Source organism: Priestia sp. MDV22-iso46 (assembly GCF_058629175.1).
Window position 1 is genome coordinate 1 of the sequence record NZ_JBZVWT010000021.1, and the last position, 24,634, is coordinate 24,634.

Below are 24,634 nucleotides of genomic sequence, written 5' to 3' on the forward strand. Positions count from 1 at the left end.
GCTCCGTGCCCTCCAACATGGTACGGTCAACCTGCATCTGGTCAATTTAAAAATCATTGTTATTATGAACCAAAACCTGATACATGTGCGAGTGTTTATAGAGGTTAAGTTATCCAGGTGTTATGATTGATTCTGGAGTAGTATGGTGGAGATGCGCTGCGAATCCAACATTTTAGTCGTAGGTGCTGGTAGCTAGTCCTATTTTATTCAATGCAACTCCTATAGATTATGTAACAGTGATCGCTTGAAAAAAACTTTGCCCCCACTGTAGCCTATTTCTTTAATCTTTGTTTTGATGTATTTTTATCTGGCGAAATAAAAAGGGAACTTCCTCGTTAGCAGATGTTCCCTTTTTTATATGAAACATAATAATTATTTATCTAAGAAAATAAGATTACAAAATATGTACTTCAATTAAAGCTATGCTGTTTAGCTTCACTCTTAAATGGAGGACATCTTGCGATTTCTTGTCTATTTCATAAAAAAATAAACCACTAGGACAACCCCCAGCATATAAAAGCCAAGCACCTCTTACATACCCATCTAGCCCTTACCTACTTCGGTAAGGGGTCTTTTTTATTTTTGGAGTGGACAGGCAAGCTTACTGCAGTAGCTACATAGTATCTAAAGAATTACCACTTTAACAGAGGAATGGAAAAGTAGCTTACATATGCCAGTATGTCAGAGTAATACATAAGATTACGGGAAGTGATAAACAAGCAAGTAGGAGTAACTCAATCTCTTTTAACGGAAGAGCAAATGAGACATCTTAATTTCACCTTATTTGAAGCCTTATATACAAATAAACAAGAATCGTCTCATTTCGGTTTTGTAGTCTTCTTTCGTGCCAGTATGTTTCAATAACTTACTTAAGGGGGCTTTTTATTTCGGGAGTCGAATATTTAAGAAACGCGTTTAATTGTTGCAAAGCCTTAGTGAAAAATTGCACATTTAGACACATTTTAGCCGGTTATCCGTATATTAAGGAACCGGCTATTGTTATTTCCTCACTTTTTGACCTGTATTTAGTCATTGAAAAATACTGCTATTATAGCAGTATTTTTTAAAATGTACGAATCTAGAAATACGCAAAAAATAAAATGATTACTCTCATCTTCAAGCAATCATTTTATTTTTTATTTTTGTCTAATGACTTCAATGCGTTTCGATACTCATTATCATTCATTTCCTGTTTCTCTTTATTACTGCCTTTAGCTAAATTAGACACTGCTTGACGAAACATTCCATCTTTTTCTCCTATATGGTGACTTTCCCTTTGCTCGTGAGTAGGTGGTTCATGAGGAATTTCATTTCCCACTTCTACTTCAATTTTCTTTCCGCTTTCACCAACAATTGCTTCTTTATACTTTTTAGTAAGATTAATGAATACAATAAGAATCGCTAATGTCAAAACAAAATAGATGGAGAGTGCCAATAAGGCTGGTCCAAGTCCTGCCTCCAATCTTCCGTCATAATAAAGTAATGCTCTTATTCCGTCCACAATATATCTTGTAGGTAGAATATAACTGAACAGTCGATGGACGGTAGGTAATGTTGATAGAGGAAATGCTCCGCCACTAGAAAATATCCCCATAAAATTTACCGGGAACATTACTAACATTCCCCATCCACCTAAAAATACTGCTATCGTTTTAAATAACAAAAACATGGTCGTACAACTAAAGAAAGTAAACAGGAATATCGTCCAAATGTTTGAAGCATGTGCACTCCCAAAAATTCCAAATACCCCTAGTTGAATAAAAATTGAAACACAGAAAGTTAAAATGATACCAAAAATTATTTCTGATGTAAGGACTTCAGATTCACTTAATGCAGATCCCCTTTTCTTCAAAATACCATTACTTCGCAAAAGATATCCATGTATCATATTTGCCCCCAACATTCCAGTAATAGATGATATAAGGGCCATGACAAACGGTGTCATTCCTTTATTAAGATTAACCGGCAGCCTCAGTACATTTTTGGAAACAACCTGTACGGGATTTTCTAATAATGAAGCATTCTCTGGTGCTACTCTCATTCCTTTTTGCAGTAATTCATTTTTTAATTGACTACTAATTCCTTTAGAAGCAGTTAAAGCGACTGTCTGAAGGGTATTACTCGCAATCATGGATGCAGTTTGCCCAATCCCTTCGTTCAATAAAATTTCTAAATCAGCAGGTTTATCATTTGTAAGACCGGAAATAAGCGTATCATGAACTCGACCAAGACTTTTTGAATAGTCTGAAGGGATAATTAATGCGCCATATGCCTTGTTATTTCTTATATCTGTGAATGCTTGTTTCCTACTTTTATCAACTTCCCATTTAAAGGAGTTTCCATTTTGCTTTTCAATAAGGTTTAATAATATGGCATCTCCAACTTTTCCCTTATCTTCATTTACAACAATTAGAGGAACATCAGACATGTTTTGTTTTGCACCTTTAAATATAGGCAGATATACAAATACCATGACTAACATTAATAATGATATTAACCAAATTGGAAACCATGAGGAGCTTAATTTAAACAATTGATTCACGATTCAATTCCCCTAACAATGGATATTTTTTATCCATTTTATTATGTCCAGTTTGCTATCGATTATTAGGTTATCAAAAGACATCTTTCATAGTTAAAGGAACGTTTCTTTTGTTGGGGAAAATTGATATTTCTTCAGTCTTTTATTTTCATAAAGACTTTCTGATTTGTCGCATTTGAAACATCGTAGAAGAACAGAGGAGAATACTAACGAGTTGTCCATATAAATGGCACTCTAGGTGTTCCCTTTTACTATTTTTATATTCAGCAATTTCAAAGAATGACTTCCACGTTTTAAACAAAATCTCAATCTGCCAACGAAGTGAATACAATGCATACACGAAATTCGTTGGTACTTCTTCTAGCGAAGTGTTTGTAATATATACATTCATGTCTATCAAAAGTTTACTTTTATCCTTTATGACATGATAGGTTTTTTTCTATGTAATCTTTTTAAAGTATGGACCTATTGGCAATAAATATGTTACCTTTCCCACAGGGTATAATGACATTTCAATCACATAAATGACCTTCTACTTAACGGGAGTGGAAGTTTTTTTGATATCAATTATTTATCAAGATTAACATTGGTTTATCATCTAATTCATCAAGTGAAAATGAGTTAAGTGTAGCTTCGCATGTCTATCGTCTCGCATTATTATTTCAGTTTTATTAATCAGGGTTACATGTTATTTTTCCATATCTCAATGCATCATAAATAGCACGTCCATCGCTTGAAGTTGTTTCTGTAAATTTAATAGGCAGTAGCGAGAAGACAATATAATAAACAGAAAAATAGACAAACTGGTAAGAAAAGAGACTTGCTGAAAGGATGTCATCCATAACTAAACCATTTATAAGGAAAATAGAAGCTAAATTAGCAATGGCACCTCCAGCATAGACACAAGCATGGGTAAATCGATTGTCATATTTTAGTTTTTCATATACACAAAAAGAATCCAAAAAGTAAACAGATTTTATTTTAATTTTCTTCCATTTAAAAATCGTTTTTCCTTTTCCAATAGTAAAATCCACTCTCCCTCCGAAAAAGATCGCCATGATAGAATGACCTAATTGATGAACAAGAGACACAAGTGGTAGTACAAGTAAGAAAGAAAACAAGAACTTAGGCATATCACTGAATCCAAACACACTTCCATCTCCTTTATCATAAAATAATTTAATAAATCGTTCACTTATTAAAATAGATAAAATCTATTTAGTAATGGACAGACTTTTCTCAACAGAGGTTGTGCCTTTTTTAATCATATGTACAATCATCCGTTTGGCACCCTGAAAGGCCTTTAGTCGGAGGCTAGGACCAATCAATTTTTAATAAAATAGTAGTTAAAGTTATTAATAATCTTTGAACATTGCTTATAAAGAAGAATATCTTCACTTTATTTTCAAACATTCTCCATAACAATAAACGACCCTATGTATCGTAACCAAAGTTACTAAGGTCGCTTATGCTATATTTTGATTTATTATTTTTTTATCTTTTTCTTTGTAATGAAATATCTGGTTTCTCATTAAGTTTCTGACAGAACTTCACTATCATGATTAATTTGATCGAACAAATAAGTAAGGTAAGATTCTAATTCGAATTGATCATCTTCAACAAAATCATCTAACACAGGCTTACTTTCTTCTCCCATTTTTAATCACTCCAACTTAATTTTTTTCGGTTTATTTTGCATGATGACCATGATTGTTTTTTTGTCCCATCTTTCTTAGAACAAAGCTTACAATTAACACCAGAATGATTGCTCCAATGATGGCTGGAATGATGGCAAAACCACCAACGACTGGTCCCCAACTTCCCAAGATCAGACCACCTAACCAAGAACCAATAAAACCGGCGATAATATTACCAATAATGCCTCCAGGAACGTCACGCCCTGTAATTAAACCGGCAAGCCAACCGATAATTCCACCTACAATTAGCATCCATAGAATACTCATACATCATTCTCTCCTTTTGAAATAGTTAGTTGACTTTACCCCCAACAAAGGCCCATTAACCCTGTTATTTTTTTCCTCAATAAAGTTTTTCTCCTGATGTACTAAAATCATATAGCTTTGCTTGCCCTCTATTTTTGTTCACTTGGACAACATCAAATGTCTCGTCCATTTCATAAGGAGAATAAGCTATTAGGACAACCCCCAGCATATAAAAACCCAGCACTTCTTACATAACTACCTACCCCTTACCTACTGCAGTAAGGGTTCTTTTTTATTTTTTGAGTGGACAGGCAAGCTTACTGCAGTAGCTACATAGTATCTAAAGAATTACGACTTCATTACCTAATCAGTATTTAGTTCAGTAACGTTAGTGCGTTAATACAAGCTGTATACGCCTCGTGAAGCCCTTCATGGAATCTGTAAGGGAGCTGAGCCGAAGAGGCGAAGGGGGCGACCGGATGCGTTGAGCTGAAAAAACAGGTATGTAAAAAGCAAAAAAATTAAAAGAGTGAAAGAAGGTATCAACATGAGAAAAACGCATTATATTACTTTTCAAAAATTCTTTCATAAACCATCCTTTAAACCTTCAACAAAACCTCGTCCCTTCAAGACTTATTCCTTTGTTCCGTTTAGTCCACTTGCCATGCTTGACCCCACTATTCTGACCATAGGAGGTATTATCTTAGGGATTGCCATCATCGAACGAATATTAGAGAGATGGGGTGTCATTGATCTTGTGGATCAGTTTGGGAAAATCATGCGATTGATCCTGCCTGTCACCTTCTATAGCGCCTTGATTTACTTTTTTGCAACTTTTATGTTTTGAGGAGGAATGTTCATGTTTGAAAAACTGAAATTACGTGGCCAATTGATAAAAGCGTTTCGTACTGCAGAGATTTATCGAGTAGTGAAACGTGGAGACCGGACCTCCTATCTGTTTCCTAAAATTCATCAAATCGATAACCATCATACATATACTCGGTATGCATTTTCCTTATTGAATGGCATTGATCCTGAGCTTTTGAACAAAAAGAGATGGGCATTACGACAAGTATTAGGCAGCAACATTGAAGTGAATGGCAGCTTAAAGAACTTTAGTATTACCGTTCATCACAAAAGCCTACCTAAGATGCTTGAATACAAATATGATGTAATTCATCCTCATATAGAGAAAATGGAGCTTCCCGTATGCATTGGTCAAGATATCTATGGAAACCCCGTTTCATGGGATTTTGCTGATTTAGAAACCTTATTGATATCTGGCGAAATTGGGGCCGGAAAAAGCAGTCTCATGCGTGTAATCCTCACAACATGGGTGAAATATGCCTCTCCTGAAGACTTGCGCTTAGTGTTAGTGGATCTTAAACGAGCTGATTTGGGCTTATTTCACGGGATTGAGCATGTGGATGCGCTTTGCTTTGAGGCCAAGGATATGAGAAAACCATTTGCTTTATTACGAGCTGAAATGTACCGAAGAGGCGATTTATTGTTAGAGCATGGGGTCACGCATATAAGCAGGCTTCCATTTAAGCTTCCTCGAATTGTCGTGGTAATTGATGAAATGAGCATAATCAAACGAGAAACGGATCTTGTGGAGATGATCCAACAGTTTGCCAGCCAAGGTCGAGCACTAGGTGTTCACACGATTATTGCCATGCAGCGTCCTGATGCCGATTTGTTGAATTCAGCACTCAAAGCAAACTTACGGGTTCGGGTCTCTGGAAGGCAGGCCGATACGATAAATGCGAAAGTAGCCGGAATCATCGGTGCAGAAGAAATTGATGCTGCAGCCAGAGGACGCATGAAGATTAAAATTGATGAGGTAAAAGAGTTTCAAGCCTATTTTTTAGATGAGGAAGCTTGTAAGGAAATACTTACTCCTTATAAAACGCTCGTGAAAGATCCTGAACCAGAACTAGAAGTGGCATCCCAATCCATCTTTGGGTTATTAGAGAAGGAGGAGCAACGATGAGTTTCCGTTTATCTCAACGTGATAAAGCCATCATAGCGTTTATTAATCAATTTAGAGCCGTGGATCGAGACTCATTAGTTGACCTATTCTTTAGACAGCTTAAATCGCCCGTAAATGCGTGTAATAGAGTGATGGTGCGTTTATATCGATTGGGGCTCATTGAACGTACACAGCAGTATTCTCCGACCGTCTATTTGCCCGTGGATGCAAAGATCAAAAAGAACTCTCAAAAAATATTACATTTCCTTTCTATCTTGGATGTCTATAAACAAATGTGTACGTATAGCACACCTAAACAAGCCATTGTCGAAGATAAGCCCACCGGACGAAAAGGAGGAATTGAACCGGATCTGTTTTGTATTTTTAAAGGATCTCCTTTTTGGATTGAAATTCAACGTAATCAGTATACTGAGCAGAAAATGCAAGCGAAGATTAATCTCTATGAGGATTTTTTCTTTTTAGATGAGTGGAAATCGTTGCATTGGCAGCCAGAAGATCGACCAGCCCTCTTCCCTTCCGTCATTTTGATTACACCTGTTCGGTATGCAGTGTCTTCAGAGCATATACGGATTATTCAAGTAGCAAGTATTCATGAACTTATGGAGAAATATAAGAGTTCTACTAAACAACAGAGGGAAGCAAAACCGATAACACAGTCTTCTGGTGGAATTAGAATCAACTTAACCTAGAGTGCTAAAAATTCAGCCTACAAAAAAAGCTCCTATCTAATTTTGAGCAAATGGAATAAGAAATCAGATAGGAGAAAGAAAAGGACACATATAAAAATATGGGCAAACAAAAGATAGATTCTAACATGTATGAAAATAAACCTCTACGTTATGTTTGCATGTAGATCGGTATGGATAGATAGTGGGTAAATTTGATAAATGTAAAAAGATTTCTCCCTCCTCCTGACAAGGAAAGAGGAATCTTTTTACGAGCTGAAATGCAGGATGAAACATGCCATACCAACCTAATGAATCGTACCATATCTTTATAGCAAGAAAGAGGCAGTAGTGTTTCTTTTTATAACCATACTATTTCAGGTAGGTTACAGCATATATATAAATATATTTTTACTTTTTGTAATTTAAAAATATATAGAGGGGAAGTTTAATAATTGATTAAGACAAGTATTAATTTAATGAAAGTTGTCATGGATACTACTATGAAGAGTAACTTAGTTTTTATGAATTATTATCTTAATTCTAGGAAGATTGTTTTATCAAGATATAAGAAGTCTTACAAAGGGGTTTTTTATGGAGTATATAGATAAAGAAGAATACAATATCCTACTTTTTTATAGGAACTAGCATATACATGGAGAAAGAATCCTTGGTGGAAATTCACCGCCCCAAGGATTCTTCATTACATAGATTCAGTTAAGAGATATTATATTAAGTAGAGAAATAGTTCATATCAATTCTTTCTTAGACTTGCAACTCTCCTATTTGTATCTCTACCTGTTTAACCAGTGCTCCTGTATGGACTAAATTTTCCGATTGGTTTATATCTTCTGATATGATTCGGTCATCTTCTAGTGGTGAAACGTGTTGTCGAAGTAATTGATATGCAGCTTCTGTACCTATTCCTGATTTTAAAGGTTTTAGAAAATCTAAACCTTGAGCACTGCACATCAACTCAATTCCAAGGACTTTCTCTGTATTGGAAATCACCTTCAACGCTTTCAAAGCAGCAGATGTTCCCATACTTACATGGTCTTCCTGTCCTGCTGTTGTAGGGATCGAATCGACTGAAGATGGATGGGAATATACCTTATTATCAGAGACTAATGCTGCCGCCACATATTGTGAAATCATATACCCTGAATTTACCCCACTCTTCTCAACTAAGAAAGGAGGCAATTCACTAAGCTGAGGGGATAAAAGTCGAAAAACTCTTCTTTCAGAAATATTTGCTAACTCTGAGGTAGCAATTGTTAAAAAGTCCATAGCTAGAGCTACTGCTTCGCCATGACAATTAGAAGAAGATATAGCAACCCCTTTTTCTCCTTCATGAAAAATCAGAGGATTATCAGTTGCTGAATTCATTTCCCTCTCCACCACTTCCTTTGCATAATTCATAGCATCTTTACAGGCTCCATGCACTTGGGGAATTGAACGAATACTTAAAGCATCTTGGGTTCTATACTCCTTAAATGTCTCAGCAATTTTGCTTCCATTAATAATTTTATGTATATTTGAAGTTGTTTTTTGTTGTCCTGGATGAGGCTTCACTTGGCTAATTCTTGGATCGAAAGCATAGTAGGTTCCACGTAAAGCTTCAAAACTCATCATAGATATAATGTCGGCAGATTTGAGCAAATTCATAGCATCGTAAATAGCTAAGGCTCCAATTCCCGTCATATCAACCGTTCCATTAATAAGAGAAAGTCCTTCCTTTTCATGCAATTCAAGTTCAGAAATACCTATGGACTGAAGAGCTTCTTTTCCACTCATGACTATCCCTTTGTATTTCGCTTCACCCATTCCAAGAAGAACTAAACTAATATGGGCCTGATGATTTAAATAACCTAAAGATCCTTCTTTAGGAACAATCGGTGTAACTCCTTTATTTAATAGTTTAATTAAAGCCTCCACTGTTTCTAGTCTTATGCCTGAATAACCTTGTGAAAAGTTTTGAATCATCATAACCATAATAGCTCTGACCTGTTCTGTTTTTAAAGGCTCGCCTACCCCACAAGCATGGCTCATGATTAATTTTTTTTGCATTTCTTTAGACTCGGTTGTTGAAATTCTAACTTTTGAATTTTCTCCTACACCTGTCGTAATTCCATAGATAACTTGATTCTCTTCTACAAATCTCTCCACTAATTTCCTTGCTTGAATAATACACTTCTTCCTTTTCTCAGAGAGTTCTAGAGAAGCATGATGCCTAGCTACTGCTACCAGATCCTTAATGGTAAGGTTGTCTTCAATTACTACTTTCGTTTCTCTTACTTCAATCAAGGTTACTCCTCCTCAATGTGATGGTATTTAATCTGAAATTAATCTTCATTAGTAAATTTCTGTAGTCAGCTTTCCCTCTCTACAGTGCTAACTTTTTAGAATCTAATTTCTATATAAGAGAGCAAAAGCTGACCTTATTTTGTTTAAGCTTTACGATTCATAGAGTTTAGGGTTGTCTTATCTTCTACATGTAAAGGGTTATCTTCTAAAGGGTTACTTGCTTCACTTAGAGAAAGAGATTTTGTTTCAGGCGCCCACATAATTGAAACAATAGTACCTAATAATAAAATCGCGGACATTCCAATCATTGTTGCACCTAATCCCATATTATTTAAGCTCAAAGGCAGTAGAAACGTTCCAACAGCAGATCCGATTCGGCTGAAAGCTGTCAAAAAACCTACTCCCGACCCGCGTATTTCAGTTGGAAATAGTTCAGCAGGATATGTCAATGTTAGATTCGAAGCTGCTGATATAATGAAAGTAAACATTAAAAACAAAGTGATAAGTAAAATATCAGGCCTCTGTAAAATACTCAGTATAAATAAACTGATGGTCATCAATGCAAACGTTCCAATGGTAAAACTTCTCCGAGAAAGTTTTTCCATAAGCCAAAGTCCAACCAACGATCCAACAATTAGAAATATATTTAACCAAAGGTCTACTGTAAAATTTTCAGATAATCCCATGCTTTTTAATATTGAAGGTAAAAAGGTATAAATAGCGAAATAAGGAATAACAATGCAAACATAAAATATTCCTCCGAAAGTAGTGCGCCTCCAAATTTGTTTGTTAAAAAGTGATAAGTATCCTTGATTTTGCTGATACTCTGTTATCTTTTCATCAATTTCTACGTTCAACCCAATGTATTTTTTAACAATCTGGCGTGCCTCTTCATTACGTCCCATGCTAATAAGCCATCTTGGTGATTCAGGTGTACCAATTCTTAATAGCAGTACGATAATTGCAGGAATTGCCGATGTAGCAAGCATCCACCGCCATGATTCGGTCTCATTCGAACTTAAATAGTGGCCGACTATGGTCGCGGCAACATATCCAACTGTCCAGAGCACATTTAAAGAAGCTAGTAAGATCCCCCGATATTTTCTAGGCGCAAATTCCGCAAGTAAGGTTGAGCCTACGGCATAATCACCTCCTAGAGCAAATCCGATTATTAGACGTAAAATAAATAGCTCTACTGGACCATTTACGAATAACTGTAGAACAGAGGCAATGGCAACTACTAGAAAATTAAACAAATATATTTTCTGTCTACCTACACGATCGGATAACCCTCCAAGGACTAGACTGCCTAAAAAGAGGCCAATTAAAGCTGAGCTGCCTATTAGCCCTTCCCACATGGAATTAAGTTTCATTTCTGGTCCAATTAGAGCAAGAGCTATACCAATAATACCAAGAGCATAACCATCGGTAAAATTAGACCCAAAAGTAAGTGCAGTAATCTTTAAATGAAACTTATTAAGTGGAGCATCATCCATTTTAAACTTGTGTTCCGCCATAAGAAATTTACCTCTCCTTCAACTGGAGTAATATTCTAATAATTTTATTGGTAATACCTTGAAAAGGAGCTTGTATTAATTCTATTCTCCATTTACTTACTCTCAAAAAATCTAACTAAATAAGATTTTTAACCAGAGTTCAAAGTAAATAAAAAGATAAATAAGTAGCCAAGTGCTTTTTGAGAAAGCCTTGGCTTTTTCTTATGTTTCAAAAATTTGTGTGATATTGATAAATGAAAATCTTGGCTATCTTGTAGTGATAATTTGATATAGGAAAATATATGTCTAAAAGCATACAATAAAGTAAACCGATATCTAAGTAGTAGAGTAGAACAAAATTATTGTTTTATTAAGAAGCATGTTTGTTAACAGCTATTTATTTCATGGTTTTATATTCCTTCGTTCTTAAATTAGGTATCTCTTTTTGATAGAAGCTCTCTATCCTATAGAATACTAATGGTTACTATAATATGATATTTTCCTCCTTATGCATATTCGGTATATGACTTCGTTGTCCTGGTTTCACAAATATCATAGATACCATTCCAATTATTACGGCAATGGCAGCAGCAGTAAACATAGCATTATATCCATGTACCGCAACAAGGCTTCCTGTTAGTGTAGGCGCAATAATAGTAGCCAGGTTCGCAATAAAATGAGTTACTCCCCCAAAAGTTCCGGCTTTATTAGGTTCTGTATCAAGAACAACTGTCCAATAGATCGAATTGGGTAGGTAATTAAAGGCATTACCTATACACATTAATAAAAGTACTGAGGTCGCACTTCCAACCGTGGGGATTAGCATAAAACAAATAGCTGTAAAAAATAAGCAGACTACTGTGAACCAGGATCTGGCTATACGTAAATTCCCAGTTTTCTCACGTAACTTATCGGAAATTTTCCCTCCTACTAATCCTGTAACAATAGCACCTACCCATGGAATCATACCTATATATGAAAGAGATGCTAAAGAATAGTTAAATTCATCTTGCAAATATTTTGGAGTCCAAGTTAGTAATAGAATATTGACATACAAAAATGCAAAGTACCCAATGGCATTCATTACTAATGTAGGGTTTTTAAAAAAAGAATACCAAGGAACATTTTTGGAGTTTGTTTTTTCTAATTGTGATTCACCTTTTATTAAACTATCTATACTTCGAATTTTTTGAAGTTCAATCTTTGAAACTCTCGGATGATCTTCAGGTAAATTTGTAAATATTTTTCTCCATATTAATACCCAAACAAAACCTAACAGACCAAGAATAATAAATGTTACCTTCCAATTAGTAAACGTTAAAAGGCCCACTACGATAGGTGCGGTGACCAATGCTCCAATTGGAGTTCCAACTAAGCCAAGTGCTACAGAAAAACCTTTTTCTTTTGGAGATACCCAATTTGCCATCGTTCGGTTCATTGTAGATAAAGTAGGTCCTTCAGCCAGTCCAAACAAAACACGAAATACCGCAAAACCAACTAATGCAGAACCCCCAAAGAACGCTGCACCTAAGTGACCAGCAAATATTGTCCCAATTTCAAATATAGACCATGTGGTTCCAGCAAGAATCCACATAAACTTAGGACCTTTCTTATCTGCCAACGCCCCTCCGAATAGTGCACCGAAAATATAACCATAGCCAAAATACCCCAAAATTGCTCCCCAGCTTACGGGATTTAAGTTGAATTCTTGAATAATTTCAGCCTGAGCGTATGAAAGTGCTCCTCTATCTATGTAATTTATAATTGTTATAATAACAATCATAAAAATAATAAAGTAGCGATAATTGTTTTTCACCAATTACTTCTCTCCTCTCTCATTTTTTCACTTTTCTTCCTGAGAAAGAAAGTTTCATGACAAATCGCTAGAGATTTGTCACTTTCAAAAGGATAAGGAAATTAATATTTTATTTTCTATTTGCAAAGCCTGTTAAAAAATTCAAGAATACATGAACTCCTGCTTTAACAGTAATTCCTGATTTATCGCGTAAGGGATCTAAACATACCATATCCATTGCTTGGACTAATGGATGTGAGCCCGCAATGTATATGGCTTCAAATAATTCATCCGTTCTCATTCCTCCTGTTGTTCCTGCTGGTACACCAGGGGCATAAGCCACATCAAGAACATCCATGTCTACTGTTAGATAGATGACATCCACGTTCTTGGCTAAATCATCTAAGGCTCTTTCAACTATACAAGAAATCCCTGTTTTTCTAGCTTGAAGTAAGGTCGCGTAATTAACCTTGTGGGTATCTGCATACTCTTTGAGAGATTTTGAGTTATAAAACCCATGCAGGCCAATATTCCAAACGTTTTTGCCTTCAATTGTACCACTCTCAATCAGGTTTCGAATGGGTGTTCCATTTGATGGTCCATTATCTTCTAAACTGCGTAAATCGAAATGTGTATCGAATTGAAGAATTCCTATACGTTGTTCTGGATGCGACTCTTTCCAGCCTTTTACTAACATAGCCGTAATCGAATGATCTCCCCCTAACATGATAGGCAGTGTATGAGGGTGATATTTCCGCATTGAAATCATGGCTTCTTTAATATACTGATGAGAAAGTGAAATATCTGTTACATGCTGTTTGACATCGCCTAAGTCTAAAACCGATAAGGGGGTCAAATCCGTATCGTATTCAATATGATACGGATTAAACGATTTCCATAGTTGTCTCATGGCCAAGGGAGTTTCACTTGCTCCTGATGCACTAATAGAAGATCTGGAAAGAGGGACTCCCAAAACGGTTACATCTACAGCTTGAAAATCTATTTCACCTTGGACCTCAAAAGTCTCAATCCAATCACTTACCTTAGGTTCAGTTGAACGCTGTCTTTCCCAATGAAAAGAGGGACGATTAAGTTGTGGGTACGGGTACGTCACGCAAAGCCCCACCTTCCACAATCACTTGTCCTTTTTTAATGACAGTATCTACAAGGTTCACTGCATAGTTATACTGCAACGTTTGATAATTCGGTGCATCAAATAAAACAAGGTCCCCTTTCTTTCCTACTTCGATACTCCCCACTTCATCAGCTTTTCCGATGGCATGAGCTGCATTAATTGTACATGCTGTTAGAACTTCGGCTGGCGTCATCTTCATCGTAAGACACGCTAGATTCATAATAAAAGGTAACGATTCAGTAGGTGATGACCCTGGATTACGATCAGTTGAAAGGGCAACCGGAACTCCGGCTTCAATCATCTTTCTTGCATTCGCAGGCTTCTCCATTAAAAAGAACGCTGTACCCGGTAACAAGACTGCAATAACACCCCTTTTCGCCATTTGCTTAATACCTTCATCCGATGCCTGCAATAAATGGTCTGCTGAGACAGCTCCCACCTTGGCTGCAAGCTCTGCACCGCCAAATTGAACAATTTCATCCGCATGTATTTTTGGTTTTAAACCATACCTTTTTCCTGCCTCAAGAATTTGCTCCGACTGTTGAATTGTAAAAACTCCTTCTTCACAAAAAACATCGCAAAACTCAGCCAAATTTTCTTCTACAACTCTTGGAATCATTTCCTCTATCACTAAACGAACAAATTCGTCTGGATTTTCTTTATATTCACCTGGAACAGCATGAGCTCCCATGAAGGTAGAAACTAAATCAACAGGGTGTTTTTCGTGTAGCTTTTTTGCTGCTCGTAGCTGTTTCAATTCATCTTCCAGTGTCAAACCATATCCACTTTTCGCTTCAACCGTCGTAACTCCATATTGTAGAAAACGATTTAGGCGTTTGGAGGTTTCTTGAATCAATTGTTCTTCTGTAGCTTCTCTTGTACTTGTTGTTGTCTGGAGAATTCCTCCGCCTGCCTTTAGGATATCAATGTATTTAGCTCCGTTTAATCGCATCTCTAGCTCTTTTTCACGACTTCCCCCAAACACAATATGAGTATGAGCATCGATTAGACCTGGAGTAACAATTTTTCCTGAAGCATCAATCGTATTGATATGTCCATTCAACGTATGAACATAGCGTTCTGCTTCAACATCTGATCCAACAAATGTAATCATTCCATTTTCCACTACCACACTGCCATGTTCGATAATACCGATATCGGACATATCTTGAGCACGTTTTGGTTCTTTACTTCCACCTCTAACTGTAATCAGTTGTGAGGCACGTTTAATATACATAATAGATGACATACTACTCACTCCGTTTCCTTTAGTCTAATGTTGGAATGTTCATGCCTTTCTCCTTGGCTGTTTGAATGGCTAACTCATAGCCTGCATCTAAATGGCGAACTACACCCATACCAGGATCTGTTGTTAATACACGTTCAAGACGTTTAGCCGCATCTTCCGTGCCATCTGCTACTACGACCATACCTGCGTGAAGAGAATATCCCATGCCTACGCCACCACCATGGTGAACAGATACCCAACTTGCCCCTGCGGCTGTATTAACTAGTGCATTTAAAATAGGCCAATCTGCTACAGCATCACTGCCATCTCTCATCGCTTCTGTTTCACGGTTTGGCGAAGCAACAGATCCCGCATCTAAATGATCTCTACCAATAACGATAGGCGCTGAAAGTTCGCCAGATGCAACCATTTCATTAATGATTTTTCCAAATCGTGCACGTTCTCCATATCCTAACCAACAGATACGCGCGGGTAATCCTTGAAATTCAATTTTTTCTCTCGCCATTTTAATCCAGTTACAAAGGTGAGTATTATATGAGAATTCACGTAAAATAACTTCGTCTGTTTTATAAATATCTTCTGGATCACCTGATAAAGCTACCCAACGGAACGGTCCTTTCCCTTCACAGAATTGAGGGCGAATATAAGCAGGTACAAAACCTGGGAAGTTGAATGCGTCTTTTACGCCTTCATCAAGCGCTACTTGACGAATATTATTTCCATAGTCGAAAGCAATGGCTCCTTCTTTCTGCATATCTAACATAGCCTGAACATGAACAGCCATACTAGCTTTAGATTTTCTTACATATTCCTCTGGATTCTGATTACGTAATGTTTCTCCTTCCGATAGAGTTAATCCAATTGGTAGATAACCATTTAATGGATCATGTGCGGAGGTTTGATCTGTTACAATGTCTGGAATAAAGCCACGTTTAATCATTTGAGGAAGCACTTCAGCTGCATTTCCAACCAACCCAATAGAAAGCGCTTTCTTTTCTTTTTTTGCTTCTTTAGCTATTTTAATTGCCTCGTCCAAACTTTCTAACACAACGTCACAATAGCGTGTTTCAATTCGTTTTTCAATACGTGTTCGGTCAACATCAATTCCAATGACTACGCCCCCTGCCATTGTAACGGCTAATGGCTGAGCGCCTCCCATGCCTCCTAATCCAGCTGTTACGGTAATGGTACCTTCGAGACTACCATTAAAATGTTGTTTCGCACATTCAGCAAATGTTTCATACGTACCTTGTACAATTCCTTGACTTCCAATATAAATCCAGCTACCGGCTGTCATTTGCCCATACATCATCAATCCTTTTTTATCGAGTTCATGGAATTTTTCCCAATTTGCAAAGGCCGGAACAATATTAGAGTTAGCTAAGAGTACACGTGGTGCATCTTTATGAGTTTTAAAAACAGCTACTGGTTTTCCGGACTGTACTAATAGTGTTTCATCCTCTTCTAGATCTTTCAAAGTGGCTACGATACGATCGAATGCACCCCAATTTCGAGCTGCCTTCCCTATTCCCCCATATACAACTAATTTCTCCGGATGTTCTGCCACTTGTGGGTCTAGGTTATTCATTAACATACGAAGAACAGCCTCTTGGACCCACCCTTTTGTATTTAATTCAATTCCTTTAGGAGCGCAGTATTTGCGCAAGTTAACTGATTGAGTATTCATCATATAGTCCCCTTTCTGTTAATTAATAGTTTATTAAAAAAACACTAACAGAAACAGAAGATAATAATCAGAATATAAGTAATATTAAAACTATAACAATCTTTAATATTACCAAATTCTTCATTAATTATAGGAAAATAACTAGATATCTAGATAAACATTTGATTTTTCCAGATAGAAGGTGATACACCAGTCTGATTTTTAAATACCCTACTGAAATAATTTGGATCCGAAAAACCTATAGAAAATGAAATTTGCTGAATTGACAGTGATGTTGTAGATAATAGATGTTTAGCTTTATTTATCCGAACATTCGTAAGGTATTGCTGAAATGTTTGTGATGTTCTCTGAGATAATACATAACTAAAATAACTTGGACTTTTATTAACATAATCAGCTACTACTATGAGGTTTAAATCTGTCCGACTGAAGTGTTCATCAATAAACCTCAAACCGAGTTCAATAAAGTCATTTTGAGTATTTTTTTGCTGAGTTTTAACTTGTTCTAAAATTTTATCAATAAAAAGTAATAATTCCTGTACAACTTTAAAAAGTACTGGTGAATTAAGAACAATATTAAAAATGTTTTGATATTGTTCCTCTAATGCTTGATTTTTTTCTAATCGATAGGATTTCATATGCCTCCGTATCTGTGCAAGAATACTAGTAAGGCTAATACGGATTAACTCAGGTTCAGGGTACCCGTTAGGAAAATTAGTGAATTTCTCATAAAGCCAATTTTTTATAGGTATTAGGTTTTCTCCCTCTAACATTTTAATCCATATTCGTTGTTCTTCAGAATTTAATAAAGGATCAAATTCTTCAAAGCTCGGGAATTCGGAAGCCTTCATAACTTGTGTATATCCCTTGTAAAATACCATTTTTAACGTCTGGATACACCTCATATAACAGGCATGTAAGGAATCCTCAACTTTATTTATGGAGTCAATACTAATAAAAACTCCCCCGTTCAGTAATTTGATTGAATTACTAATGAATCTAGTAGAATCTATGTACAACTTGTCCATTTCAAAAACAGAAAAAAGACATACTATGTAATCACTAAATAATAAAACAACCGGTGTTTCCATAAATATGTATTCATTAATATACTTATAAAGTTCTTTTAAATCGTCTGGATATTCCGGTTTTATTATCATCATTCCTTTATAATCATTAGAAAACTTTACCTCAGTTTCTATCATCAATGATTGGTAATATCTATAATTTTCATCTTTGTTTTCTAAATGAATAGGCTTCTCTTTAAAATTTGATAGCTTTTTTATACTCTTTTCTAATGACTCTTTTAGTTTCTCAGGTAACAATGGTTTTACTAATAAATTAACAGCTTGAAGTTGAATTGCTTGCCAGGCACGTTCAAAAATTGCCTCAGTAGTGATAGCTATTATAACTCCTTGGTAATTTTCCACTTTTCTTAAGATAATCTCCCAACTGTTAGTTGAAAACATTTCTAACTCTAAAATCAATATATCTGGTTCACTTTTTCCAAATTCATTAATAAACTGCCTTGCATCTTCAACTAAACATACTTCATTAAATTTCATAGAATAAGAATTTATTAACCATTTAATACCTACTCTTTCTGTAGAGTCTCTATCGGCAATTATTATTCGCATTACTCTGCCCTCCTAGAATTTAACAGGGAATAATTAGACATAGCTATTTACTCAAAAGATAAATTGTAAAAAACTAAATCTGGATAATTCCTGCTCTTATTATATAAGTATATATAATACTTAGGCTCCTAGCACATAAGGTATTTAATGGTAAGTGGTCATCCTTCTTTTTTTCGAAATAGAGGATTAAATGGATTAAAATAATCAAAAACCAATACTGTCACTTTTATAAATAAAAAGGAGGCGAGATAAAGGTGGATGTACAAAGAGCACAAGGAATTGCAGATTCAGTGGACATGGTCAATGTAATATATAATGGGAAAAGTATTTACATTGAGCATATAGAAAGAGGAATAATAGCTTGAAGACAGTTAATTTAATAGAGAATGAGGTTTATTCTCTAAAACGATTATATGGGGACATTAACTTTAAAGATAAAAATTTATAGGCAAGTTCTTTCTAAGAGGAGCTCTAGATTGGTTTAACTAAATTTTATTAATTAGTTATAGCTTAAAAGAAGGCGAGATACTTAAAACAACCTTTATCTCGAATTGATCCTAAATCGAAATATAGCAACATAATTTACATTTCCATATAACACTAAACCCCATGTTATATATCATTTACATGGGGTTTAGAATTGAAAGAAATCATCAATATCTTTTGTTTTATCTACTTTTTGAACGGTGGCCATGATCTTTTTCATTACTCTAGGAGTTGGAATATAACCTTTGGTGTTACAAACTCGCCAAATAGTGTTTCGGGAAACACCACTTCGTTCAGAAAATTCACTTTGTGTAATTCCTTCTCGATCCAGCCAACGACCAAATTTACTGCGATTCGGGTTACGCCACCAAAACACATCTCTCACTCCCCTTTTTTATTAGCTTGTCCACTTTGCACCAAATTGAATCAAAAGTGTTTGAAAAATTAGGAATAAGGAAGCGTTTTTAGCATAGAATAAGAGAAATAAGATTCCTCTACACATGTTGTCGATATTTTTGTCATAATCATATAGCATGAATACAGTTAAGACCGCCTTATACACTGATAAGTAATGGGCGGTCTTTGTTATAGGTATTCCTCAAAATTAAACTTTACATAAACAAACCCGTTTTCCTTTAAGTAAGGGAAAACGGGTTTGTTTTTTTAGAAAATATTAGATAATAAGGTAATAGCATTCTAGCAAATCATTTTTCAAAAAAGGTTTTTAACCACCTATAGAAACTCTTCTTTTGTTGTTGAGCTTTTTTTAACGCTCGAATTTCGCGAGCCATTGAAATTAATTGACGTTCGCGTTCTTCAAATTTTGCATCGATATAGCTTTGTATCTCTTTCATTTGTACTTCGCGTGGTTCTAAGCTAAGGGTTTGTTTTTCAGTTGACATATTTGGTGGAGTGTCTGATATTAGGTTGAATTTTTTTGCAACGGTTATAACGGCTTTTTCTAGGGTCATTTCGGGACGGGCATAAACTTCTTTTAGTTCATGAAAGATGGTAACATCGTCATTTGTATAAGCTAATCTACCTTGGTTTTTAGTAAACTGCACACCAATTTTGGCAAAATGGAAGTTGTATTTTCGGATAGTTGATAGGGGCAAACCAAGTATATCAGCTAACTCTTCGGTGGTATATGCTGCTTCTGCGGTTATGACTCTCAACATATGATCACCTCCTCTTATCAAAAGAAGTATTCGATATATATATGTTAAAACCTTCAAGTAATAAGAGGAAGGAATGTTATACTTTATAATTCTATTCCTCATGCAATAACAGTCAGTATTTGATGCAAGTATTCTTGTATGTTGAGCTATTTAATAACCCCATGTATTAGATATTTACCCCATTCCCTCATCGCAATGGTTTCTCCAGCTTCAGCTGCTTTCTGTAACCATTTTTCACCTTCCATTACATTCTGTTTCAACTCATGTTTTCCAGTTAATAAGCGATAGCCTAATATTCTCATAGCTACTGGTTCATGTACGTTAGCTGCTTTCCGAAGCCAATACTCGCCTTCTTCTACGTTCTTTTCTATATCCAATCCTTCGAGTAGTCTGTATCCAAGTACTCTCATAGCCGTTGGATATTCCAACTCTGCGGATTTCCGAATCCACTTTTCACCTTCAACTTGGTTTTTATCCAAATCTTCCCCAACAAGCAGACGATAGCCCAATTCCATCATGGCCCATTGATCCCCAGTATCGGCAGACTTTCTAAGCCATTTTTCGCCTTCCTCAACATCTTGTTTCACTAGCTTTCCAGTTAGTAATTGAAACGCTAACTCGTTCATTGCTCCATTATCTCCAGCTAGGGAAGCTTGCCTTAACCATCTGATTCCTTCTTCTACATGGATGTTACTTTTTTCTTTCTTTTCATTAAAATCGATAACATCGGCCATGTGTACACTCGTTACATTTTCTTCTTCATTTTGAGTCAAGATGTTATCCCCCTCAGCATTTCTATTTACTTTTGATATTCATACGTAACCGGAACTTTATCCATTTTAACGGTTTTCGCCACAACATAACGACGATAGCCATCTTTTAAGACATTTGATCCCTTTTCAATCGTTAAAGGTTCATCTAAGCGTCCTGTACGCTTCACAAAATCAATGACTTTTTGTGTTTTTTCAGGGTTCGGACGTGTGTTTAAGAAGGCTTCAGGTACGATAATATCATCAAAGCTCACGAGATCCTGTGTCCCTTTTGGTTGATTTGGTAGTGTTTTCGGTTTTGGCTCAGCCTTTTTCTCTTGTACAGGCGTCTCCTTCACTTCTGGTTGTACTCGTTCAGTTTCCTTCTTCTGTTCGTTTGCTACAGGTTGAGAAACAGGTGCTTGTTCTTCTTCCTGTTTAGTAGGTTCCGTGTTCTTTTGTTCTTGAGAAGGCGCAGATGCCTCTTGTTTAGGTTCTTTTTTCGCATCTGACTGATTCTTCTCTTTATCATTTTTGTTCGGGAGAACGGTAATTTGAAAACAAATCACCCCTACTTCACCAGGACATTCATCAATTGGAATATCTAACGTTGGTTCTCCTTGAATTAAAATCTTTTCATGCATGATGCTTTTTTTCGTGAGCCCTGTTTTATTAAAGGCTTTCTTTGCAACAAAAACCGTATATGAAATAAAGGTACTCTTCTTCAAACCCTTAGGCGCAGATGGTGATCCTTTTTCACGCATATCAAAGGCAACGTAGCGATCATATTCTCGTAAGGGTCCTGTAGCTGATCCGGTTAAGGTAATTTTATGTGGCATAATAGTCTCCTCCTACGTAGATTATTAGTTAGTGTTTATTTAGAACACAGTTCTAAATAAACAGGATATATTAAAACATCAGCTTCTAAGGAATTTCTACTTTTTTTTGATTAGGAAGCTGTGTCTTTTAACTGGTTCTGTTGACGCAAACATTCTTGTTCCTCTGGCGTCAAGACTTGTCCTAAGTCCTGTTTCACCTGAGCTATCTCCAACAAGCTATACGTAGAACTGTGTTGTTGCAGCAAGTCCCCTTCTTCTGGTGTTAGCTCTTGTCCTAAATCTTGCTTTAACTGAATCATTTCAAGCTGTTGCTCCACTGTAACTTCTGTTTCTTGTTTAGGTTGTTCTTGCTGCTGTTCAGCTTTTAACCAATCTGGAACGAGTTCCTTACGGACAATCCTTTTTGGGGTAGCTAATTTTGTTTCTTTGCTTTCGTTATGTATAACTTCTTGTTGTTTTGCGTATACTGATGAATAATCCTGTTCTTTAGGCTTTGCTAATTCATAGAATTGATTTTTCGCAATTTGATAGATTAATCGACACATATCCCCTAGGGATAAAGGATTGCTTTGTTGATTAGCTTCATGGACATATTTATCTAATCCCACAATGGATGTATACGCAATTTCATGTACTTGTTCTTTCTTAAACGTAATCTCTGTATCTTTTTTTACTGCTTTTGCAGCATTTTGAATACGAGCATAGAAGTCTTGTAGTTGATGTCCATACTTACCTGCATAGACTTGATTGACTTTCTTAGGCACACCTTTGATATAAGTGAAAGCCTGTGAAACAGACATTAAATGATTATTTATATGATTTACAGGTAAATCAAGGTTAATAAAGGCATCAGGTGATTTATCGGCCTCTAAGCTTGGTATATCAACGTTTTCATCACTTTCTGGATGCGTCACAGGACGTGTCACAGGAGTGGTCATTTCTTCTTGTTGAAGAGTTTGTATTCCTGTTGTATCATGGGCAAAAAAGATTTCGTCGCAAATATGATGAAAGTTTTTATGGCTTTTAAGGATAAATACATAACTATCAGGATGAGTACCTGTTGCATCCTCTTTAATGTATCGTGCCACAAGTATAAAGGGTGTCGCCTTTAACGAGCGTACAAAACGAGAAACCGTACTTTTGGAAACATTAAATTTCTTCATAAGTGTTTCAGAACGGATCGCTTGAATGCCCGTAGCCACTAGGTTGTAGATGACGTGATCGAGCATTTCCATTCTCTTTTTAGGAAATTCTTTATGTATAGCTGATTGTTGTTGTTTAAAGTGGGTACGAAGATTTTCTAAAAATTCTTCTTTCTTTTTCCGAAGTGTGGACTTGTGGGTCCATAACCATTTGAACCGTCCATTGAATGTGTCTACATCTTTTAAATAGCAGGTTAATATCTTTGTCATTTGTTCATCGTCTCCTTTAAGGAACACAAAAAAGACACTGTTTCCCTGGAAAAAGGAAAACAATGCCTTGATTTTGATGAACTAAGCCCTTGAAATAGATGTCAATTTCATATAAAATAAAAACATAAGTTTTATTTTATAGAAAAACTAAATCTATTAACAAGAGACTTCGACAAGTGTTTTCCCTACTGTGATTAGGGGGAACGGTTTAAGAGTGTTGACAGCACTTCTTAAACAGTTGAAGTCTTTTTTCTATTCCGGTCCTTTTTGTTAGTTTTATTATAGCGTTAACTAGTCTCATAATTCAATAAAAATTAGCAAAATATATCAAAACGAGTATTTTAGGCTAATCTTTTTCATTTAGATAATAAATAATTTAAAAATTATTTATCTGAAAAACAAAATCTTTCTCTCTACTCTCAATCAGTATGCAAAAGTGCAATTTTTAGCTTCAACAAAAGTGATCTTTCAAACTGGCATTATTTAAAAGAGGCATTGCCCTTAGTTAAGCTGAATTAACTAAGGGCAATGCCTCTTTCATTTTTTATATTTCACTAAAATTAGGTTAATCCTTGATTTTGTTTCATATCATACTCTCTTTCAAGTCGATCTACTAAATGTTCACTTATATAATCTTCGATGAAAGCACGTTTTTTATTATAATTTTCTTCCCTTTTAAAACTAAACAGACCAGTTTTCACAGTTGTAGTCCGTTCCTCTTCGGGTAACATACCCCATTTTTCAATTGCTTCTTTTTTTAATTTGTTTCTAATTTTTAATTCGTTTAGACGTTGCTCTTTTTCCAAGATTCTTTGGTTGTTTGTAGTTGTAGATGTTTCAGGGAGTGCCTTTAGTACATCTTGAAATTGAGATAAAATATTTTGATTTGTTTGTCCACTTTGTTTCATAAATGTTGTTAAAACCTGAACCATAGAATCAATTTTTTCAGTTGCCTCTGCTAATTGTTCTTCTAAATTTACTATTTTCTTCTCAAGAACTGTTTTCATAGGTTCATTCTTTTCTAACATCTCCGATGTTGTTTCTCCATTAAAATGTGAACGGATTTGCTTAATAGAGTAACCATGTTCTTCTTTAAGTCTCTTAGCCTCAAGTAACATATCAATTTCTTCTCTTTTGAAACGACGATGACCACCTTGAGTACGAATTCCTTGAATATTAAAGTCCTCTTGATATCTTCGAATGGTTTGATCAGAAAGCCCAGTAAGTTTTATTACTTCACTTAATTTGAATTCTTCCTCAGTTTGTTTCAAATTAACTCCCTCCTCTTCTCAATTATAATAATAAATTTGTTGTTATTATAACAGAACTGACATTAAATTTTGAGAGATTTAATGATGGATTTTGTGTTAGATTTACAGGTTCTTTTGCTATTTTTTACAGAATAGGCAATTCAAAGTCATAGTTCATTATAACAAAGTTCTTAAGAAGACTAAAGAGATGGAATCTAACTATAAATCTGTAGTAAGTAACTGTTAAGTTTGGAGTGGGATAGACTAAAGAGAT

21 protein-coding genes and 2 pseudogenes are annotated in these 24,634 nt (G+C 35.6%); 5 read left to right on the plus strand and 18 right to left on the minus strand.

Features of this window, described 5'->3' with window-relative positions; genetic code table 11:
- Positions 1–108, plus strand: a pseudogene (locus AC4NPH_RS30335) (cell wall hydrolase); the annotation flags it as partial.
- Between the two features lie 1,021 nt (positions 109–1,129).
- Here AC4NPH_RS30335 and AC4NPH_RS30340 read toward each other — a convergent pair.
- The 5 genes and pseudogenes from AC4NPH_RS30340 to AC4NPH_RS30360 form a co-directional block, all read right to left on the minus strand.
- Positions 1,130–2,542 (minus strand): ABC transporter permease, encoded by a 1,413-nt coding sequence (locus AC4NPH_RS30340; protein WP_097813056.1) that lies wholly within the window; start codon positions 2,540–2,542, stop codon positions 1,130–1,132.
- Positions 2,543–2,708: 166 nt separating this feature from the next.
- A pseudogene (locus AC4NPH_RS30345) lies at positions 2,709–2,981 on the minus strand (transposase); the annotation flags it as partial.
- Between the two features lie 232 nt (positions 2,982–3,213).
- Complete coding sequence (locus AC4NPH_RS30350) at positions 3,214–3,693, minus strand: site-2 protease family protein (protein ID WP_045295214.1); 480 nt, start codon at positions 3,691–3,693, stop codon at positions 3,214–3,216.
- A gap of 380 nt (positions 3,694–4,073) precedes the next feature.
- Positions 4,074–4,199 (minus strand): hypothetical protein, encoded by a 126-nt coding sequence (locus tag AC4NPH_RS30355; protein WP_016765074.1) that lies wholly within the window; start codon positions 4,197–4,199, stop codon positions 4,074–4,076.
- A gap of 31 nt (positions 4,200–4,230) precedes the next feature.
- Positions 4,231–4,506, minus strand: coding sequence for a GlsB/YeaQ/YmgE family stress response membrane protein (locus tag AC4NPH_RS30360; protein WP_029324143.1), 276 nt, complete (start codon positions 4,504–4,506; stop codon positions 4,231–4,233).
- Positions 4,507–5,032: 526 nt separating this feature from the next.
- Between AC4NPH_RS30360 and AC4NPH_RS30365 the strand changes: the two genes are divergently transcribed.
- The 3 genes from AC4NPH_RS30365 to AC4NPH_RS30375 are packed head-to-tail and all read left to right on the plus strand — an operon-like array spanning position 5,033 to position 7,167.
- Positions 5,033–5,332, plus strand: coding sequence for a hypothetical protein (locus tag AC4NPH_RS30365; protein WP_098315432.1), 300 nt, complete (start codon positions 5,033–5,035; stop codon positions 5,330–5,332).
- 12 nt (positions 5,333–5,344) lie between these two features.
- Positions 5,345–6,478 carry an FtsK/SpoIIIE domain-containing protein gene (locus AC4NPH_RS30370; protein ID WP_098315431.1) on the plus strand — a complete coding sequence of 378 codons (1,134 nt, stop codon included), beginning with the start codon at positions 5,345–5,347 and terminating at the stop codon, positions 6,476–6,478.
- The gene (locus AC4NPH_RS30375; RefSeq protein ID WP_097813063.1) at positions 6,475–7,167 is read left to right on the plus strand and encodes a hypothetical protein; all 693 of its coding nucleotides are present in this window, start codon (positions 6,475–6,477) and stop codon (positions 7,165–7,167) included. The genes AC4NPH_RS30370 and AC4NPH_RS30375 overlap by 4 nt, the downstream gene beginning before the upstream one ends.
- A 741-nt stretch (positions 7,168–7,908) precedes the next feature.
- Here the strand turns inward: AC4NPH_RS30375 and hutH are convergent.
- The 7 genes from hutH to AC4NPH_RS30410 all read right to left on the minus strand — a co-directional run bounded on the left by hutH (position 7,909) and on the right by AC4NPH_RS30410 (position 18,446).
- Positions 7,909–9,447, minus strand: a complete 1,539-nt coding sequence (hutH, locus tag AC4NPH_RS30380; RefSeq protein WP_213019946.1) for a histidine ammonia-lyase — start codon at positions 9,445–9,447, stop codon at positions 7,909–7,911.
- A gap of 143 nt (positions 9,448–9,590) precedes the next feature.
- Positions 9,591–10,964 (minus strand): MFS transporter, encoded by a 1,374-nt coding sequence (locus AC4NPH_RS30385; protein ID WP_097813061.1) that lies wholly within the window; start codon positions 10,962–10,964, stop codon positions 9,591–9,593.
- A 463-nt stretch (positions 10,965–11,427) separates the two neighbouring features.
- Entirely contained in the window at positions 11,428–12,726 is a 1,299-nt protein-coding gene (locus AC4NPH_RS30390; protein WP_097813065.1) for an MFS transporter, read from the minus strand.
- 142 nt (positions 12,727–12,868) lie between these two features.
- Complete coding sequence (locus AC4NPH_RS30395; RefSeq protein ID WP_097813062.1) at positions 12,869–13,852, minus strand: agmatinase family protein; 984 nt, start codon at positions 13,850–13,852, stop codon at positions 12,869–12,871.
- Positions 13,827–15,122 carry an imidazolonepropionase gene (gene hutI, locus AC4NPH_RS30400; protein ID WP_204232111.1) on the minus strand — a complete coding sequence of 432 codons (1,296 nt, stop codon included), beginning with the start codon at positions 15,120–15,122 and terminating at the stop codon, positions 13,827–13,829. Before hutI ends, AC4NPH_RS30395 begins: the two co-directional genes overlap by 26 nt.
- Before the next feature lie 19 nt (positions 15,123–15,141).
- Positions 15,142–16,812, minus strand: a complete 1,671-nt coding sequence (gene hutU / locus AC4NPH_RS30405) for a urocanate hydratase (RefSeq protein ID WP_179879732.1) — start codon at positions 16,810–16,812, stop codon at positions 15,142–15,144.
- 146 nt (positions 16,813–16,958) lie between these two features.
- Positions 16,959–18,446: a helix-turn-helix domain-containing protein gene (locus tag AC4NPH_RS30410; RefSeq protein WP_098197911.1), complete on the minus strand. Its 1,488-nt coding sequence runs from the start codon at positions 18,444–18,446 to the stop codon at positions 16,959–16,961.
- Between the two features lie 254 nt (positions 18,447–18,700).
- Here AC4NPH_RS30410 and AC4NPH_RS30415 point away from each other — a divergent pair, with 254 nt between their 5' ends.
- Positions 18,701–18,811, plus strand: a complete 111-nt coding sequence (locus AC4NPH_RS30415) for a small, acid-soluble spore protein, H family (protein WP_257128368.1) — start codon at positions 18,701–18,703, stop codon at positions 18,809–18,811.
- Positions 18,812–19,080: 269 nt separating this feature from the next.
- Here AC4NPH_RS30415 and AC4NPH_RS30420 read toward each other — a convergent pair whose 3' ends face one another.
- From AC4NPH_RS30420 to AC4NPH_RS30445, 6 genes are all read right to left on the minus strand, one after another.
- Complete coding sequence (locus AC4NPH_RS30420; protein ID WP_053488389.1) at positions 19,081–19,308, minus strand: helix-turn-helix transcriptional regulator; 228 nt, start codon at positions 19,306–19,308, stop codon at positions 19,081–19,083.
- 328 nt (positions 19,309–19,636) lie between these two features.
- Entirely contained in the window at positions 19,637–20,110 is a 474-nt protein-coding gene (locus tag AC4NPH_RS30425) for a MerR family transcriptional regulator (RefSeq protein ID WP_097813053.1), read from the minus strand.
- Positions 20,111–20,256: 146 nt separating this feature from the next.
- The gene (locus AC4NPH_RS30430) at positions 20,257–20,883 is read right to left on the minus strand and encodes a tetratricopeptide repeat protein (RefSeq protein ID WP_098197912.1); all 627 of its coding nucleotides are present in this window, start codon (positions 20,881–20,883) and stop codon (positions 20,257–20,259) included.
- A 26-nt stretch (positions 20,884–20,909) separates the two neighbouring features.
- Positions 20,910–21,698, minus strand: a complete 789-nt coding sequence (locus AC4NPH_RS30435; RefSeq protein WP_097826905.1) for a plasmid stabilization protein — start codon at positions 21,696–21,698, stop codon at positions 20,910–20,912.
- Between the two features lie 110 nt (positions 21,699–21,808).
- Complete coding sequence (locus tag AC4NPH_RS30440; protein ID WP_098315428.1) at positions 21,809–23,110, minus strand: replication protein; 1,302 nt, start codon at positions 23,108–23,110, stop codon at positions 21,809–21,811.
- Positions 23,111–23,670: 560 nt separating this feature from the next.
- Complete coding sequence (locus tag AC4NPH_RS30445) at positions 23,671–24,381, minus strand: helix-turn-helix domain-containing protein (RefSeq protein WP_097813108.1); 711 nt, start codon at positions 24,379–24,381, stop codon at positions 23,671–23,673.
- Positions 24,382–24,634: the final 253 nt, after the last annotated feature.